This window comes from Microbacterium profundi, assembly GCF_000763375.1.
GTDB lineage: Bacteria > Actinomycetota > Actinomycetes > Actinomycetales > Microbacteriaceae > Microbacterium > Microbacterium profundi.
Window position 1 is genome coordinate 866,497 of record NZ_JPSY01000001.1, and the last position, 17,133, is coordinate 883,629.

The 17,133-nt window shown below is 68.1% G+C and carries 14 protein-coding genes; 7 read left to right on the top strand and 7 right to left on the bottom strand.

Translation table 11 applies throughout. The features are described 5' to 3' along the window. Positions 1–8: 8 nt before the first annotated feature. Together phnF and upp are read left to right on the top strand one after the other, a co-directional pair. The gene (phnF, locus tag JF52_RS0104040; RefSeq protein WP_033106285.1) at positions 9–755 is read left to right on the top strand and encodes a phosphonate metabolism transcriptional regulator PhnF; all 747 of its coding nucleotides are present in this window, start codon (positions 9–11) and stop codon (positions 753–755) included. Between the two features lie 17 nt (positions 756–772). Continuing rightward, the gene (upp, locus tag JF52_RS0104045; RefSeq protein ID WP_033105138.1) at positions 773–1,405 is read left to right on the top strand and encodes a uracil phosphoribosyltransferase; all 633 of its coding nucleotides are present in this window, start codon (positions 773–775) and stop codon (positions 1,403–1,405) included. A gap of 6 nt (positions 1,406–1,411) precedes the next feature. Here upp and JF52_RS0104050 read toward each other — a convergent pair whose 3' ends face one another. The 3 genes from JF52_RS0104050 to nadE form a co-directional block, all read right to left on the bottom strand. Beyond that, complete coding sequence (locus JF52_RS0104050) at positions 1,412–1,603, bottom strand: hypothetical protein (protein WP_033105139.1); 192 nt, start codon at positions 1,601–1,603, stop codon at positions 1,412–1,414. After that, positions 1,600–5,175, bottom strand: a complete 3,576-nt coding sequence (locus JF52_RS0104055; protein ID WP_033105140.1) for a TM0106 family RecB-like putative nuclease — start codon at positions 5,173–5,175, stop codon at positions 1,600–1,602. Before JF52_RS0104055 ends, JF52_RS0104050 begins: the two co-directional genes overlap by 4 nt. Before the next feature lie 352 nt (positions 5,176–5,527). Next, positions 5,528–6,346 carry an ammonia-dependent NAD(+) synthetase gene (gene nadE, locus JF52_RS0104060; protein ID WP_033105141.1) on the bottom strand — a complete coding sequence of 273 codons (819 nt, stop codon included), beginning with the start codon at positions 6,344–6,346 and terminating at the stop codon, positions 5,528–5,530. A 101-nt stretch (positions 6,347–6,447) separates the two neighbouring features. On the opposite strand from nadE, the gene JF52_RS0104065 reads away from it, so the two are divergent. Next, the gene (locus JF52_RS0104065) at positions 6,448–7,401 is read left to right on the top strand and encodes an aldo/keto reductase (RefSeq protein ID WP_033105142.1); all 954 of its coding nucleotides are present in this window, start codon (positions 6,448–6,450) and stop codon (positions 7,399–7,401) included. Positions 7,402–7,570: 169 nt separating this feature from the next. On the opposite strand, the gene JF52_RS0104070 is transcribed toward JF52_RS0104065, so the two are convergent. The 4 genes from JF52_RS0104070 to JF52_RS0104085 all read right to left on the bottom strand — a co-directional run bounded on the left by JF52_RS0104070 (position 7,571) and on the right by JF52_RS0104085 (position 14,046). After that, on the bottom strand, positions 7,571–10,642 hold the full coding sequence (locus JF52_RS0104070; protein WP_033105143.1) for an AAA family ATPase: 3,072 nt from the start codon (positions 10,640–10,642) through the stop codon (positions 7,571–7,573). After that, on the bottom strand, positions 10,642–11,796 hold the full coding sequence (locus JF52_RS0104075) for an exonuclease SbcCD subunit D (RefSeq protein WP_033106286.1): 1,155 nt from the start codon (positions 11,794–11,796) through the stop codon (positions 10,642–10,644). The genes JF52_RS0104070 and JF52_RS0104075 overlap by 1 nt, the downstream gene beginning before the upstream one ends. A gap of 136 nt (positions 11,797–11,932) precedes the next feature. Then, positions 11,933–13,384, bottom strand: a complete 1,452-nt coding sequence (locus JF52_RS0104080) for an MFS transporter (RefSeq protein ID WP_033105144.1) — start codon at positions 13,382–13,384, stop codon at positions 11,933–11,935. A 353-nt stretch (positions 13,385–13,737) separates the two neighbouring features. Further along, a complete protein-coding gene (locus JF52_RS0104085) occupies positions 13,738–14,046 on the bottom strand; it encodes a GNAT family N-acetyltransferase (RefSeq protein WP_052166740.1) in 309 nt (102 codons plus the stop codon). Positions 14,047–14,372: 326 nt separating this feature from the next. Between JF52_RS0104085 and JF52_RS0104090 the strand changes: the two genes are divergently transcribed. The 4 genes from JF52_RS0104090 (at position 14,373) to JF52_RS0104105 (ending at position 16,996) form a co-directional block, all read left to right on the top strand. Beyond that, entirely contained in the window at positions 14,373–15,095 is a 723-nt protein-coding gene (locus tag JF52_RS0104090; RefSeq protein ID WP_033106288.1) for a winged helix-turn-helix domain-containing protein, read from the top strand. A 146-nt stretch (positions 15,096–15,241) separates the two neighbouring features. Next, complete coding sequence (locus JF52_RS0104095; RefSeq protein ID WP_033105145.1) at positions 15,242–16,216, top strand: DNA-3-methyladenine glycosylase family protein; 975 nt, start codon at positions 15,242–15,244, stop codon at positions 16,214–16,216. A 33-nt stretch (positions 16,217–16,249) separates the two neighbouring features. After that, entirely contained in the window at positions 16,250–16,459 is a 210-nt protein-coding gene (locus tag JF52_RS0104100) for a hypothetical protein (protein WP_033105146.1), read from the top strand. Between the two features lie 42 nt (positions 16,460–16,501). Further along, positions 16,502–16,996 (top strand): methylated-DNA--[protein]-cysteine S-methyltransferase, encoded by a 495-nt coding sequence (locus JF52_RS0104105; protein ID WP_033105147.1) that lies wholly within the window; start codon positions 16,502–16,504, stop codon positions 16,994–16,996. Positions 16,997–17,133: the final 137 nt, after the last annotated feature.

Consider the following 17,133-nt stretch of genomic DNA (forward strand, 5'->3'; position numbering starts at 1 on the left):
AGGCTGCCGTGAGTGATGCGACACCGACCCGGCCGACCGGGTACTCGGCGTGGCGACTCATCGCCGAGGAACTGCGTGCCGACATCACGGAGGGCCGGCTGCAGACCGGCGATCGGCTTCCGCCGGAGAGCGCATTGGCCACGCGTTTCGGCGTCAATCGGCACACCGCGCGGCAGGCTCTCGCTTCTCTCGCGGCCGAAGGCCTGATCGAATCGCGCAGGGGCAGTGGCACGTTCGTCACGAGCAGCGCCGTGCACGTGCACCGCATCGGCATGCGCACACGCCTCTCGACGAGCCTCGGCAACGGTCATCAGCCCTCCGGACGAGTGATCGAGAGTGCGCTGGAGACCGCGCCGGCACACATCGCCCGCAGGCTCGGCATCGCCGATGACGGCCTGGCCGTTCGGGTCGAATCGCTCAGGACCGTCGACGGCGAACCGTTCGCTCTCGGATCACGCTGGTTCGACGCCGCTCGCCTTCCCGACATCGCCGCGTCGCTGCGACGCACCTCGTCGATCACGGCGGCGCTGCGCGCGAGCGGGGTGGACGACTATGTGCGCGTGTCGACAGTGGTCTCCGCGCGGCACGCCACCGCCACAGAGTCGGGGCTGCTCGGACTCTGCTCCGGGGCGATCGTGCTGGTCACAGAAGCGCTCGACGCCCTGCCGGACGGCACGCCTCTGCAGCACCTCGTCACACGATTCGCCGCTCAGCGCGTGCGGCTCGATATCGAGCATCCGGATCCGACCGCGTGACGCATTACCCTTGACCTATGCGTGTTCACGTGGCGGACCACCCCCTCATCACCCACAAGCTCACGGTGCTGCGCGATGTGCGCACCCCCTCGCCGGTCTTCCGGCAGCTGACCGAAGAGCTGGTGACGCTGCTCGCCTATGAGGCGACGCGCAACGTCAAGGTGTCACCGGTCGAGATCACCACCCCTGTGACCACCACCATGGGCGTGAAGATCTCCGAGCCGCGCCCGATCGTCGTCCCGATCCTGCGTGCCGGACTCGGGATGCTGGAGGGCATGGTCAAACTCCTCCCCACCGCAGAGGTCGGGTTCCTCGGCATGGTGCGCGACGAGACGACGTTCGAGCCGACGACCTACGCCGAGCGCCTGCCAGACGACCTCAGCGATCGCCAGTGCTTCGCGATCGATCCGATGCTCGCGACCGGCGGATCACTCGGTGCCGCGATCGAGTTCCTGTTCAAGCGCGGCGCGCAGGATGTCACGGCGATCTGCCTGCTCGGCACCCCGGAGGGCGTCGAGGCCATCGAGAAGATGGTCGGCGATCGGGATGTGACTCTCGTGCTCGGCGCGCTGGACGAGCGGCTCAACGAGAAGGGCTACATCGTGCCCGGCCTCGGCGACGCGGGTGATCGCTTGTACGGCACGGTCTGAGATCGTCTAAGTCACCGTCAGGCGGTAGGCGCGTTCGTCACCGAACCGCTCGAATCCGACTCTGGTGAGAATCGGCGCCCATGTGGCGATGCGGCCCTTCACGATGGCCGTCGTCGCGCCGAGTTCGGCGCTCGCACGCAGCCTCTCAGCCAGCACGGCACGGTACGCGCCACGGCCACGAGCGCTCCCCGCACTCACGCCTGATCGGCGCCGACCAGGCGCGCGAACGCACTCATCCGCGCGACGCCCTCCGGTGTACGGGGCAGATCGTCGAGCAGCGCCGGCGAGTGGATGAGGTACGCCGCCACCTGCGCGCGAGAGATCGCGACGTTCAGACGGTTCTGCAGCAGCAGGAACTCCGGCCCGCGCGGGGCGTCCCGACCGCTGGACGCCGCGAGCGTCGTGATCGAGACCGCCGCTTCCTTGCCCTGGAAGTTGTCGACGGTACCGACCGGCACACCGGTCATACCCTCGGCTGCGAGCGCGTCGATCACGAGCTGCTTCTGCGCGTTGTACGGCGCGACCACGATGATGTCCGCCTCTGACAGCGGACGCGGCGCAGCATCGGGTTCGGTGAACTCCCGCCCGAGCAGATCGCGCACGATCCGCACGACTTCGGCGGCCTCCTCCGGCGATTGGGTCGCGTTGCGGCGATGACGCAGCGAGATGACGTGCAGTCCCGGCTCGATGCCCGCAACTGCGCGCTGATCGGTGCCGGGCGCTGACGCGAGCTGTCCGGCGTACGACAGCCGCGACACCGGCGCGGCGACCGCCGGATGCATCCGCCAGCTGCGATCAAGGAAGTACCCGTATTCGGGGCGGATGACCGCATCGCCGTCCATCACCCAGCCGAGAGCCGAGGTGTCGACCGGCTCCGGATGCGCACCCTGGCTCACCTGCGGCAGCTGCTGCGGATCGCCGAGCAGCAGCAGGCTCTTCGCTCCCGCCGCGACGGCGATCGTCGAGGCGAGCGAGAACTGCCCTGCCTCGTCGATCACGAGCAGATCGAGGCCGTCCCGTTCGACGCGAGCGGTGTTGCTGAAGTCCCATGCCGTGCCGCCGACGACGACGCCCTGCCCCGCATGCTCGGCGAGGAACGACGCCATGCCGGTCTTCGGGATCGCGGTGTACTTCGGATCGCTGTCTTTGTCTTTCGGCGCCTTCGCGACCTGCCCTGGCGGTACTCCGTCTGCGACGATGCGGTCGAGCAGGGTCTCGATGATCGCGTGCGACTGCGCCACGACACCGATGCGGTACCCGTGCTCGTTCACGAGCCGGGCGATGACGCGCGATCCGGTATAGGTCTTGCCTGTGCCTGGGGGGCCCTGCACCGCGAGATAGCTGCGGTCGAGATCGAGCACACCCCGCACGATCGCGTCGATCCTGTCGACGCCGCCCACACCACCCTTGATGCCCGCGTCACCTTCGATGCCCGCGCCACCGTCGATGCCCGCGCCACGATCGATGCCCGCGCCACCGTTAGCGCCCATTGCGCCACCGGCCACTACGGGAAGGCCGTTCCCCGACCGCGTGCGTGGCGGGATGCGGCGCAGGATGTCGGCCGCCGCATCCGCCGGGAACGACGGTGCCGCCTCGTGCACGGCATCCGCCCACTCGTCGATCGCACCCTGCAGCGACACCACACGTGGCGGAGCCGCCGGAGTGAGCGCGACCGGGAACTCGTCCCAGGTCTGCCCGCCCACCGCGGTCTCGGTGATGACGTAGCCGTCATCGAGCACCTCGGCGACCGTGATCGCACGTGCGACGTGCACGGCGCGCGAAGGCGCCTCGATGTCGAACGGCGCAGGGAACGGGTACAGCGCGAAGGGATTCGCCCCTGCGCCGAGCGTCGTTCCCGGTGAGATCTCGCCACGGATCTCGATCTCGCGTGAGGCGACGCGGCGCCCCTCTTCGACGGTCCAATCGCGACGAAGGGTGCTCTGTCCTGCGTCCACCCGAATGACGTCACGGGTCTGATCCCACATCGACACAGGTTCGCGGAGACGCTGGAAATGCCCCACCCAGAAACTCTTCGCCTCGCGCGGGTAGTAGTCGATCGCGGCCGCTGCGACGCGATGCACCTCACCGTCGCCACCGGCTTCGACGTCTCGTTCGGCATCGGCGAGCAGGGCGACGGATCGATGCGACGGTTCGTACACGAGATCTTCGGTCTCGTCGGGCGGCGCGGGGCTCACGCCCTTCTGCTTCGCGATCTCGATGAGCCAGTTGCGCAGCCGCCGCGTCGACACGCAGTCGTAGCGGTTGTAGTCGGCGAGGTCGTCGAGCACCGACTCGGCCTCGGCCCTCTCCCCCGCTTCGGCGAGGGCTCGAGCGGCCACGTACTGCACGATCGAGTCGTCGCCCTTCTGCACGTCGCTGGTGCGCACCTCTTCGCCCATGTACAGCGGTTCGAGCTTCTTGATCGAGTACGAGCGCGAGCCGACCCGCACGGTGCGCAGCACGAGCGGGTACAGGTCGACGAACACGCCCTCGCGCAACAGCCTGTCCACGTCGGATTCGCGGACGCCGTAGCGCGCGGCCATCGCGACGAGATGCGAGGTCTCGTACGGTGCGTAGTGGTAGATGTGCATGTCGGGATGAGCGGCGCGGCGCGCATCGACGAAGTCGAGGAACTGCTCGAGTGCGATCTTCTCGTCGGCGAAGGTGTGAGCCCACAGCGGTGTGTACTGGTCTTCGTTGTCGACCCAGCCGAACAGATAGTCGATGCCCCACTGCGCGTGTCCGTCGCCCGCGGGCTCGGTGTAGAGCGGGTCGCCTTCGAAGTCGAAGAAGATGTCTCCGCGACTCGGTCGGGGCAGCGTGTGGATGGCTCCGGGATGATAGACGTCGAACGTCGGCGCATCGTCGGCATCGGCACGCAGCTGCAGGCGCGCCTGTGCACGCAGCGACTCGAAGGTGTCGACGTTCATGCCGGCAGGAGTGGTGACCGCCTCGGCCAGGTCATCGATCGTCTCGATGCCGGCGGCTCGCAGCCGTGCGCGCTGCACCGGACGCATGCGCGCGACCATGAGCAGGTCGCGGTGCGCATCCACCTGCTCCGTGCACGTGGCGCAGCGCCCGCACGCCACGATCTCGAGGTCACCGCGGTCATCGCCCCAGGCGAGGGCCTCGCCTTCGCCGCCGCTCTCGACCCGCCGGTCCGCGATCAGCGCGCGCAGGCGCGCACGGCGCACGTGGAACAGGGGCAGCAGGTCGTCCACCTCATGCGTGCTGATGGTTCCGTCACCGAGGATGAGGTCGACCCAGTCGGAGCGCGGGATGCCGAGACCGTCGAGTTGATCGACATATGCCGCAAGCTGCATGAGAGCGGTGACACGCGCCGTCCGAGCGAGCTTCGAATCCTGAACGCGCCACGATCCGTCGTCTTCTCGCAGCAGGAAGTCGGCGAAGCCGACGAACTCGTCGGTCGAGAACGCTGCCTGGAAGAGCACCTTCGCGTCGGAACGCAGCGCATTGCCGGTCTCGGCGACGGCCGCGGCGAGAGACGACGCCTCTGCGGACGAAACCTTGGGGACCTCGTGCACAGCATCCGTCCCGAAGCGCTCACGATAGGCCTCGAGGACCTTCACCTCGTGCAGATCACCGAGCTGGGCCGCGCGTGCGAGGGTGGCGTCTTCCGGCTCTACTACTCGAGGCACGCGGCCGAGCTTCGCGTCGATCGCTCGCGCCCAGGCGAATTCGCACTCGGCGGCCGCCTTCAGGTCGCTGGCGCTGAAGATGACGCGCTGCGCCTGAGTGTCGATCCGCATGTCTCGAGCGTAGCCGGGGGCTCAGACAGCGGATGCTGCGGGTGCTTCGAGGCTTCGACTCGCTGCGCTCGCTCAACCCGTTTCGTCTCGCCTACGGCTCGCTCAACGCCCCGCGTAGCAGTCGCGAACTCAACGCCCCGCGTAGCAGTCGCGAACTCAACGCCCCGCGTAGCAGTCGCGAACTCAACGCCCCGCGTAGCAGTCGCGAACTCAACGCCCCGCGTAGCAGTCGCGAGCTCAACACCCCGCGTAGCAGTCGCGAACTCAACGCCCCGCGTAGCAGTCGCGAACTCAACGCCCCGCGTAGCAGTCGCGAGCTCAACACCCCGCGTAGCAGCCGCGGGCAGTGCGCTCAGCGCCACCAGTCGTCGTCGGGTGTGACCGGCAGGTGGCGCTTGTGCTGAGTGGCGAGGTACTTTCCCTCGAGCCGGGCTGCTGCCGCAGCATCCACCGGCTTCCCCTCGAGATAATCGTCGATCTGCTCGTAGGTGAGACCGAGTTCGTCCTCGTCTGCGCGTCCGGGCTGGTCATCGAGCAGGTCGGCGGTGGGAATCTTCATCCACAGCCGCTCCGGAGCTTGCAGTGAACGCAGCAGCGCCTTGCCCTGCCGCTTCGTGAGGCCTGCGAGAGGCAGGACATCCGCAGCGCCGTCGCCGAACTTCGTGTAGAAGCCGGTCACGGCCTCGGCCGCGTGATCGGTGCCGATGACGAGGTGACCGTCGTGTCCGGCCAGCGCATACTGCGTGACCATGCGGATACGGGCCTTGATGTTGCCACGGTTGAAGTCGGTGATGTCGGCGCCTGCCGCCTGCTCGATGTCCTTCTCGACGCCGTCGACGCCATTGCGGATGTTCACCTCGACCGTGCGATCCGCTGCGATGAAGCCGAGCGCGGCGGTCGCGTCATCCGCGTCGTGCTGCACCTTGTAGGGCAGGCGCACAGCGATGAAGTCCGCCTCGTGGCCGCCTGATCTCACGCGCTCGACGGCGAGTTGCGCGAGCCGGCCGGCGAGCGTCGAATCCTGCCCTCCCGAGATGCCGAGCACGAATCCCTTCGCGCCGGCCCTGGTCAGGTAGTCGATGAGGAACTGCACGCGGCGTTCGACTTCGACGGCCGGGTCGATCTCGGCGCGCACTCCAAGTGTCTGAGCGATCTCCTGCTGAAGCGTCATGCGTCCAGTATCCCCCTTGACTGTTACGCGCTCGTGACACGGATGGAGTATGTCCGGCGCACATCGGCTTGACTGGGACAGACGACAGAAAGCGAGCCTTCATGACTCTTCTCGGCAGCAGCGATATCGACGTGCTCCCCCTCGCCCTCGGCGGCAATGTATTCGGCTGGACAGCCGACCGCGCCGCCTCGTTCGAGATTCTCGATGCGTTCGTCGGAGGCGGTGGCGACTTCATCGACACAGCCGACGGATACAGCGCCTGGGCGCCCGGCAACGGCGGTGGCGAGAGTGAGACGATCATCGGCGAATGGCTCGCTGCTCGGAGGCCGTCTGACATCACGATCGCGACGAAGGTCAGCTCCCACCCGCAGTTCAAGGGGCTGTCGGCCGAGAACGTCCGCGCCGCCGCCGAGGCATCGCTCAAGCGGCTCGGCGTCGAGACGATCGATGTGTACTTCGCGCACTTCGACGACGTCGAGACCCCGCTCGAGGAGACTGTCGCGGCGTTCGGTCAGCTCGTCACGGACGGCCTGGTGCGCCACACCGCTGTCTCGAACTACTCCGCGGACCGCATCCGCTCCTGGATCTCACTCGCGCAGGATGCCGGGACCGCCGTTCCCGTTGCCGTACAGCCGCATTACAACCTCGTGCACCGTAACGATGTCGAGGAGAGCATCGTGCCGGTCGCTCAGGAGTTCGGTCTGAGCCTCGTGCCGTACTACGCGCTGGCGAGCGGCTTCCTCACCGGGAAGTACCGTTCGACGGACGCCTCGGCGGTGGACTCGGCACGCGCCGGCGGAGCCGCGAAGTACGCGACTGGGCACGGGCTGCGCGTCATCGACGAGCTGGAGCGCGTCGCCGCGGCCCACGACGCGTCGATCACCTCGGTGTCGCTGGCGTGGCTGCGGTCGCAGCCGACGGTCGCCGCGCCGATCGCGAGCGCGTCGCGGGTCGAGCAGGTGGCGGATCTGCTGGCCGGTGCGCGGCTGGAGCTTTCGACGGAGGAGCTGCGCGCCCTCGACGATGTCTCGGCCTGGAGCCCCGCGAACGCTTGAGGCGGGTCGCTCGGCGAAGGTTTCGACTCGCTGACGCTCGCTCAACCCGTTTCGTCTCGCTCCGCTCGCTCAACGCCCCACAGGCGCCGCGGGTCGTTGAGCGGACGCGCGAAGCGCCGGAGACGAAACGGGTTGAGCGATGAGCGCAGCGAAGAGTCGAAACCGGGGTTCAGGTGCGGATGCGGCTCGGACCGTTCTCGGTCTGCTCGACCACGAGCTGAGCGGGGATCTGCTCCTGCATCGACTCGACGTGGCTGATGATCCCGACAGTGCGGCCACCGGAGCGCAGTTCGTCGAGAGTGCGCATCGCGACGTCGAGCGTGTCGGCGTCGAGGGATCCGAATCCTTCGTCGATGAAGAGGGTGTCGAGCTGGATGCCGCCGGCGCGCGCCGTGACGACCTCGGCGAGACCGAGGGCGAGCGCGAGCGAACTGAGGAACGTCTCCCCTCCCGAGAGCGATTGCGCGGGCCGCGTCTGTCCGGTGAAGGCATCGAAGACGACGATGCCGAGACCGGATGCTGCGCCCCGAGCCGCGAGCGCGTCTGAGTGCTGCAGCTGATATCGCCCCGTCGACATGTCGCTGAGGCGCCGGTTCGCTGCCTGGACGATCTCTTCGAGCTCCGCCGCGAGCACGAATGTCTCGAGCGTCATCTTGTGGGTGTTGCCTGCGCGACCGGCGATCGTGTCGGCGAGGCCGCGGATCACCTGGTACTCGGCCTGCTGATCAGCGCTCCGCGCGTGCTCGGACGCTGCGGAGTCGATGAGTCCCGCAAGCTGCTCCGCCGTGCTCTGCGCACGGTTGGCGGTATCGACGGCTGTCTTCCAGGTGGCACGCGCATCGGTTGCCGACTGCTCGACCGGGGCCAGGTCGATGGGGTCTTCGGGGAGAGTGCGCAGTTCGAGTTCGAGCAGGGTCGCACGCTCTTTCGCACGCTGCACGCTGTGCGCGGTGATGCGTGAATCGAGCGCTGCCTGCTCTGCGGATGAGCGCAGAGAGTGCTGCACCGCCGTGGCATCGTCGAAGTCGGAGGCCGCGAGGGCAGCGTGCTGCTCTGCCTGCGCCTCGATCAGCACAGTCGCACGTCGGGCATGCTCGGCGAGAGCAGCAGCCAACGCCTGCGCGGCTTCGATCTGCGCTTCCGCAGAGGTCAGACGCTCCCGCACCGAGCCGAACGCACCACGGGCGTCGGCGATCGACTCCTGCGCCTCGCGGCTGCGCTGCTCGATCAGTGCGAGCGATTCGCGAGCGGTGGCGAGCGCGGCAGCAGATTCCGTGCGCTCGTTCTCGAGCTGCACGGCGCGTGCGTCCGCCTCCGATAGCCGGGCCTCGAGTGCGGGCAGCGAGTCGGCCGCCGCAACAGCACCGGCATGAGCCGCCGCGGCAGTCTCGACCTCGGCTTCCGCCGTTTCAATCGTGCGCTTCTCTGCTCGAGCCTCTGCCGCCGCGAGCTCGGCACGCACTGCGGCGAACCGTTCTGCGGCGCCGCGTTCTGCCTCGGTCGCGGCATCCCGAACCGCCTCGGCCGACTCGATGTCGTCTGCCGAGACGGGGTCGGTGTGCGCGGCGGGAGCGGGATGCGAGGTCGATCCGCACACCGCACAGGGCTCGCCTTCGACGAGAGCGGTCGCGAGCTCCCCGGCGAAGCCGTCGAGGCGGCGACGACGCAGTTCGGCGAGCTCGGTCTGGGCGGCGGCCAGCGCAGTGCTGGCTTCGGAAAGTCGACGCTCTGCGGTCTCCAGCTCACCGCTGAGCCGCGCGCTCTCGACAGCAGCGTCGCGCCTCGTCTTCGCCGCGTCGTGGGAACGTGCGAGATCTTCGACACGGTCGGCGAGGCGCCGGATCTCATCTCGCTGCGCTGCCAGCTCGACACGACGGCCAGGAAGCGCAGCGCGCTCCCCCTCCCCTGCATCGACGCGCTCGGATGCCGTCGACACCTGCTTCTCGGCGGACGCGAGTTCCGCGGCCAATACCGGAGCCGTGGCTTCCAGCTCGGCGGCACGCGCCCATGCGCCGCTCTCGCGGGTGCGGTCAGCGGCCCAGGTCTCCAGTGCTGCGATCGCATCGGGGCGGGTGCCTGATCCGCCATCGCGCGATACCTCAGCACCGTGCTCACCCTGGCCGGACTCGGCCGCTGGTTCGGGGAATTCTGTGCCTGTCGCCTCCCACGCCGACCGCGCAGCCTCCTCTGCGGCAGCAGCTGCAGCGCGCGCATCTTCCGCACGTGTCGTCGCCGTGATCGTGGCGCGCAGCGCCTCGGCGGCCCGCGCGCGCTCGAGCGACTGTCGCGCCTCGACGATCTGCGGTTCCTCGGCGTCGAGCGCAGCGAGTGCAGCGCGTGCGCGGTCGCGCTCCTGCTGCGCCTTCTTCTCCTCGCGCGCGGCGACGAGTGCAACATCCGCCGCCGTAAGCGTCTTCTCGGCATCGTCCTGCTCGGCGATGCGGCGCTCGGCCTGATACTCGGCGCGGGTGAGCGCGAGACGCAGCGACTCCAGACGCGCTTCCGTGCCGCCGGAACCGGACGCGGCAGGAACGGCTTCGTCGTCGATCGGACGATCTCCCCAAAGGGCCGCGACAGTGACGACGCGCTCCGCTTCTTCCATCCGTGCCGTCACGGAGGCCATCAGACCGGCGAGCGCGTGCTCGGCGGAGCGGCGCCGCTCGTCGAACCGCGACTGCACGTCATCGAATCGCTCCGTGCCGAAGAGCCGGCGCAGCAGCGCCTGCCGCTCTTTGCTGTCGGCGAGCAGGAAGCGGGCGAACCGGTTCTGGGCGAGCAGGATCACCTGCAGGAACTGCTCTCGGCTCAGCTGCAGGATCTCGTCGAGTTCGTCCGCGACCCGTTTCTCCTTGGCAGCGAGAGTCACCCAGCCGTCGTCACCCAGAGAGTCCAGTTGCACGCCAGAGGCCTGCTTCGTGAGCCCCCCACCTCGTTTTGCCGGGCGCTGGTACTCCGGCGAACGCGTGACACGGAACCGACCGGCGGTCGTGCTGAACTCGACGACCACCTCACTGACGTCTTCGGGAGCGCAGTAGTCGCTGCGCAGCCGTTTGTCTCCGCTCTCGTACCGTGGCACGCCGCCGTACAGGCCGAAGCAGACGGCATCCAGAATGCTCGACTTGCCTGCTCCCGTACGACCGGCGATCAGGAAGATGCCGTCGTCGGCGAAGCCGTCGAAGTCGACGACCTGTCGATCGAGGAATGGACCGAATCCCTCGATCTCGAGACGGTGGAGGCGCACTAGACGAGGGCCTCGGCGGCCACGCGCTCGTCGAGGATCTCGCGGATGAGCTCGCGCTCGCGCTCACTCGGGCCCTGCCCCGCACGCACGTGCTCGAGGAACGCCTCGATGCGCTCTGTATCGGTGACGGCGGACTTCAGACGCTCGGCGTACGAACGCTCCGCGCGCTCGGCCCCACCCACCGGAGCGTGCTGCACCATCGCGCAGTGCGTGAAGTGCGCCTTCAGGCGGCGCATCGGTTCGGACTGCGGCAGCGCGTCGGTGTACACCGCGCACACCCAATCGCCGGCGTGCGCCGCGATGTTCTCAGTCGAGAGGATCTCTTCGAGCGTTCCCGTGAGCGTCACGAGCCGGCGCGGCACCGGCAGCGGCAGCCACTCTACGGAAGCGAGGCCGGCGGCATCGAGATCGACCAGCCAGGAACCGCGTTCCTTGTGCTGCTCGCCGAAGCTGTAGTGCAGCGGCGCCCCCGCATACCTGACACGGTCGCTCAGCTGCTGCCGTCCGTGGATGTGCCCGAGCGCGATGTAGTCGGGACCGTCGAAGACATCGAGCGGCACGACATCGAGGCCCCCTTGGCGCACCTCGCGCTCGAGCCCTGCCGTGGCATCGACCCCGGCGGCGAAGCAGTGCGCGATCGCGACCGAGCGTCCGTCATGCGCAGCCATTCCCGCACGGACGAGCCCCATCGCATGCGCCATCGTCTGCGCCTGCGTGCGGAGAGTGGCATCTGGCCAGTACTGGCGCACGATCGCCGGTTCGAGGTACGGGATGCCGTAGAAGTGCACCGGACCGTCGGAGTCGGAGATCGTGACCGGCGTGCCGATCGCACGCGGATCGGTGACCACATGGATGCCGTCGCGCAGCAGCCGCGCCTGGAATCCAAGGCGCGCTGCGGAGTCGTGGTTGCCACTCGTGACGATGACCTTGGCGCCGGTGTCGTGGAGGGCGACCAGCGTGTCGCCGAGCAGTGTGTATGCGGGGCCGGCGGGCGTCGAGGAGTCGAACACGTCACCCGCGACGATCACAGCATCCACGGCATTGTCACGCACTTGCTCGACCAGCGCGCTCAGTACCTCGGCCAGCGCATCCATGGTCGAGGTGCCGTGGAACGTGCGGCCGATGTGCCAGTCGGAGGTGTGCAGGATTCGCATACTCACACGGTACGGACGGCCACCGACATTCACGTCGAGGCGTGCCGCAGCACCCTTCGACAGGCTCGGAAACCGCGAAGGACGCAGCGGCACCGAAGGCACCGCTGCCAACGCGCAGCGGTGCCTTCTGCGAACATCAGTGCACGAGGACCGGCGTGCTCTCCGCGTCCGCTGCGCCCTGCGGCAGCAGATCCTCCTTGCGACCGCGCACCATCGTGGCTGCGATGATCGACGCCAGCACCATTCCGATCGCGGCGGCGATGAAGGTCGCGCTGTAACCGTCCGCCAGGACGTCGAGGCTGACTGCACTCTGCCCGCCGACGACGGCCGCGTAGACGGCCGTGAAGACCGAGAGTCCGATCGATCCGCCGATCTGCATGGCCGAGTTGGTCACAGCGGATGCGACACCCGCGTCATGCGGCTTCACGCCGGTGAGGGCCACGTTCTGCAGCGGGATGAACACCGACGCCATGCCGAAGCCCATGACGAGCAGTGCCGGAGCGACCTGGACGAAGTAGTTGCCACCGGGCGTGATGAACGACAGGTAGACGAGACCGGCGGCGACGATGAGCGGGCCGCCGATGAGCAGCGGACGCGGACCGACCGTGCCGAGCATCTTCGTGGCGAGCGGAGCGAGAAGCATGGTGCCCAACGGCAGCGGAAGGCTCGCGAGCCCAGACTCGAACGCTCCCTGCCCGAGCACGATCTGCAGGTGGAACGTCAGGTACAGAGTCGCACCGATCATCACGCTGCCGGCGACGGCCTGGATGAGGAAGGCACCGCCGCGCACCTTGTGCGTGACGACGCGCAGCGGAAGCAACGGGTTGCTCACCCGGGTCTCGACCCACACGAACACGGCCAGCAGAACCACGCCGAGCGCGATGAAGGTGATGGTCATCGGGTTGGCCCAACCGGTCTCGGCGAGGCTGAAGCCGTAGACGAGTGCCCCGAGACCTGCGGTGACGAACAGCGCACCCCACATGTCGTAGCGGTTGTCACCGTCGGCTTTGCTCTCGCTGAGGAACAGCGCACCGCCGATGAGGCCGATCGCGACGAAGAAGAGGTTGACCAGCAGGCACCACCGCCAGTCGAGGAACTCCGTGAGGAATCCGCCGAGCACGAGGCCGACGGCCGCGCCGGCACCGGCGACGGTTCCGAATACCGCGAACGCGGTGTTGCGCTCCTTGCCGGACGGGAACAGCGTCGTGAGCAGCGCGAGGGCGGCGGGCGCGAGCATCGCCGCGAACACGCCCTGCAGAGCGCGACCGAGGATGAGCTCCCAGCCGGCCATCGCCAGACCGGCGTAGAGCGAGGCGAGGCCGAAGCCGATCATGCCGACCATGAAGGTGCGCTTGCGCCCCCAGTAATCCGAGATGCGGCCGCCGAGCAGCAGCAGCGCCCCGAACGCCAGAGCGTAGGCGGTGACGACCCACTGTCGCAGGTGGTCGTCCATGTTCAGGGCGACCTGTGCCTGAGGAAGGGCGATGTTGACGATGGTGCCGTCGAGGACGACGACGAGCTGGGTGAGCGAGATGATGAACAGCGCCCACCATTTGGCCTTGGGGTGAGCGCGCAGGGTCGCAGACATGGAAAAACCTCCGGTGTCGTATGAGGATGCCGGAGGTTTCAAGCCTCGGACCAGCCACCGTTCTGGGCGCTGACCGCCTCAGCGAACGGTGCTGAGCAGAATTCCATTGTATCGAATATGAACCTGTGGATTCGAGCCGGAAGGTCCCCTGACCCACCCTCACCATGACGATCGACACGCGGTCATGCAGTGTGCGAGATGCACCTTCACCTGTGCGGCGTGCGGGGCTGCGCGATGCGAGATCTGGGCTGCCCTCCGCCCTGCAGGGCCGGATTCGACCCTCCGGCGGGGCTTGTGTCCTCATCCTTGCAGGTGCGACACGATCCGTAACAGAGCGTCACACGCCGCAGCGGTCATCGACGGCGCAGCAGCCCTGCGTGCTCGGGGTTCTGCGCGAACCACTCGGCGACGTACCAGCAGACCGGATCAACCTTGCGATCGCCGCGGCTCTGGATGTCGTCGACCGCACCCTCGACGACTCGCGCCGCATGCCCGTTTCCGCGGAAAGTCGGGATCGTGAAGGCCCTGGTCAAGGCGATCGTGCTGCCGTCGTCGCGGTAGTCGAGAGCGCTCACGAGCACTCCGTCACGGGTGAGGGTGTATCGCGAAGCATCCTTCTCATCGGTGAGGATGAAGCCGTCGACGATGTGCGAACCAGTCATCATTCCACGGTAAGCCCACCCGCGGACACAAGGTTACGTTTTGACACGACACGACTTTCTCAGTAATAATCCACCCATGACCACCAACGCGCGCCCCTCGTCCGCCCAGGAGGCGAACAGGACTGCCGGGATGATGATGCCCGGCTGCGTTGGCATGTGTTGCCGAATGTGTAGCTGACCCCAGCCGCCCCGCCACGCTCCCCGTATTCGCGATCTGCGAAGAAGGAGCCCGAGCACCCACCTGCGTGCTCGTTCCCGGCCTTCTCGGTCATTCACGCAACACATCCGAGCCGTATCGGCTCACCCTTCGCAAGGAACCCATCATCATGTCGAACATCGCAACCCTCGAGCGTTCTGCCACCCGCGCCCCTCATCTCCGTGCTGTTCCGCCGCTCATCGAGCAGGCACCGGCCGCGGTCGCACCGGCCGTACCAGCAGACCTTCCCGCGACCCGCTCACCGCGCGGCTTCGCCCTCTACGTCGGACTCGATGAGATCAAGGCCGCCGAAGCCGGCGTCAGCCTGCCGCTGCTCGTCGACGCCCTCCGCCGCACACTCGCCGAACTCGCCCCCGGCGCCGAGACCCACGCCACCGTCGCCCTCGCGCCGCACGGCTCGGGCGGACGCGACCTCGACGTCGTGCGCCTCGCCCTTCAGGAGCCCGGTGCGATCGCCCGCACCAAGGCCGCGGACGAAGAGGAGAAGGACGAGGACTACGGCGTCACCGTCGACATCTCCCGCAAGCGCGTGCTGATCGACGGAGACTCGGCAGCGTTCACATACAAGGAGTTCGAACTGCTGCAGTACCTCGTGCTCCGCGAGGGGCGCACGATCGAGCGCACTGAACTGGTCGGTGCCCTCTGGCAGTCGCCGGATGACGAGACCCCCGGCGAGCGCACGATCGACGTGCACGTGCGTCGCCTTCGCGCCAAGCTCGGCCGCTACGAGGACATCGTGCGCACGGTCCGCGGCGTCGGCTACCGCTTCGACCGTCACGCGGACGTCGTGATCCGCTACGGGCACGGCACGCCTTCGCCCGACCGCTTCTGAGGGGTTGATTTTCCAGCTCGCGCTCGTTCATAACTCCTCAAGAAACAGCCGGGATCAGCACGAATGACGCGGTTCCGCGGCAGGATCGGCGATCTGTGAGGAGTTGTGAACACCGCGGTGTCAGCGGCGCGACGTAGGGTGTTCGCATGACGACGACAGCGGATGCCGCACCCGCAGCACACGCTCCGATCGAGTCGCCGCGCACCACCGTGTACCGTCCTGCGCACCCGTTGAATCTGTTCCGCACGGTCGGCGTGCTCATGCGCGGGCCCAAGGATCCGACCATGCTCGTCGACGGCATGGCGCTGTGGCGCGCGAGCCGCACGCCCGCCGGCGTCGCGACCCTCGCGCTGCGGCAGAGCAGCGAAGGGATTCACGCGACCGCGTGGGGCCCTGGGTCGGACTGGGCACTCATGCAGCTGCCCGCGCTCTGCGGCGCGGACGACGACGCGAGCGGCTTCGATGTCTCGAGCCTGATCGCGGCGGGGCATCCGCACCTCGCCGACGTCGCTCGCCGTACGGCCGGCACCCGCCTGACCCGCACCGATCTCGTCTTCGACGCACTCGCGAGCTCGGTGATCGAGCAGAAGGTCACATCGTTCCAGGCGTTCGGTGCATGGCGCACCCTCGTCACCCGGTTCGGCGAACACGCACCCGGTCCGAGCCCGAGGCCGATGTTCGCGCCGCCGACGATCGACGGCTGGCGCCTCATCCCGTCCTGGGCCTGGCACCGTGCTGGAGTCGAACCTCCGCAGTCGCGTGCGATCGTGCGTGCCGCCGAACGCGGTGAGCGGATCAGCGCCGTCGTGCTCGCTGCGCAGACCGGCGCGGAGCGCGACCGCATCCTCACCAGCCTTCCCGGCATCGGGGCGTGGACGTCATCCGAGACACGAAGCCGCGCCCTGGGCGATCCAGATGCCGTGAGCGTCGGTGACTACCACCTCGCTCACCAGGTCGGCTACGCGCTCACCGGTGCACGTGTCGACGACGACGGGATGCTGGAGCTCCTGGCACCTTGGACGGGTCACCGGCACCGCGTCATCCGGCTCATCCTCGCCAGCGGTCTGCTCGAAGCGCGCCGCGGCCCTCGACTGGCGCCCGAGGATCACCGGCGACGCTGACTCGTGTTCAGGTCGCGACCCTATGCTGAGGGCATGGCGGCGACGAAGAAGCAGCGGTGGAGTTGGCTCGGCGGCACGGTCGTCCTCGTCGTGCTGGGCGTGGTGATCGGGCTCATCCTGCAGAACGTCTGGCTCGGGCTGCTGCTCGCCGCCGTCGTCTCACTCGTGTGGCTCATCGCGGTCGAATCGCGAAAGGGCGGCAACGCCGGGGTGAACGACGAATCCAACGGCATCGAGCTCTGACGCCCCCGAGCGATGTCTGAGACTGCGACTACAGTCGAGCGCATGTCGACCGGCATCCTCGAGACCCCTGTCGGGAGGCTCACCGTGTTCAGCGACGGCGAGTCGGTCACCCGTGTGTCGTGGCGCGGCGCACCGCCGCCCGAGAGCGACGCCGCAGAACCGGACCCGGTACTGCTCGAGGCGATGCGGCAACTGCGCGCCTACTTCGACGGCCGGCTCACGCGCTTCGACGTGCCCTTCGATCTCGGGCACCAGACCGAGACCACCCACGCCGTCCTGACCGCACTGGCCGAGACCGTCGATCACGGCGAGTCTGTCACGTACGGCGAGCTCGCTGCGAGAAGCGGCACCAGCATCCCCGCGCGCGGCGTCGGCGCGGTCATGGGCGCCAACCCCGTGCCGATCATCGTGCCCTGCCACCGCGTCGTCGCCAGCGACGGGCTCGGCGGGTACTCGGGAGGCGACAGCGGACAGGGCCTTCTGACCAAGCGGTGGCTGCTGGAATTCGAGGGCGCACTTCCGACGGCACTGTTCTGAACCGGATCAGCAGCACCCCGTCGCGCGCCGGCTGACTCACGAGAAGACGGGCGTCACCTCGGCCGCATCGAATACGTGAGCGGGTACAGCTCGGCGATCAGCGCCACGAAGTCCTCGAACGGCCCAGCGCCGCGCTC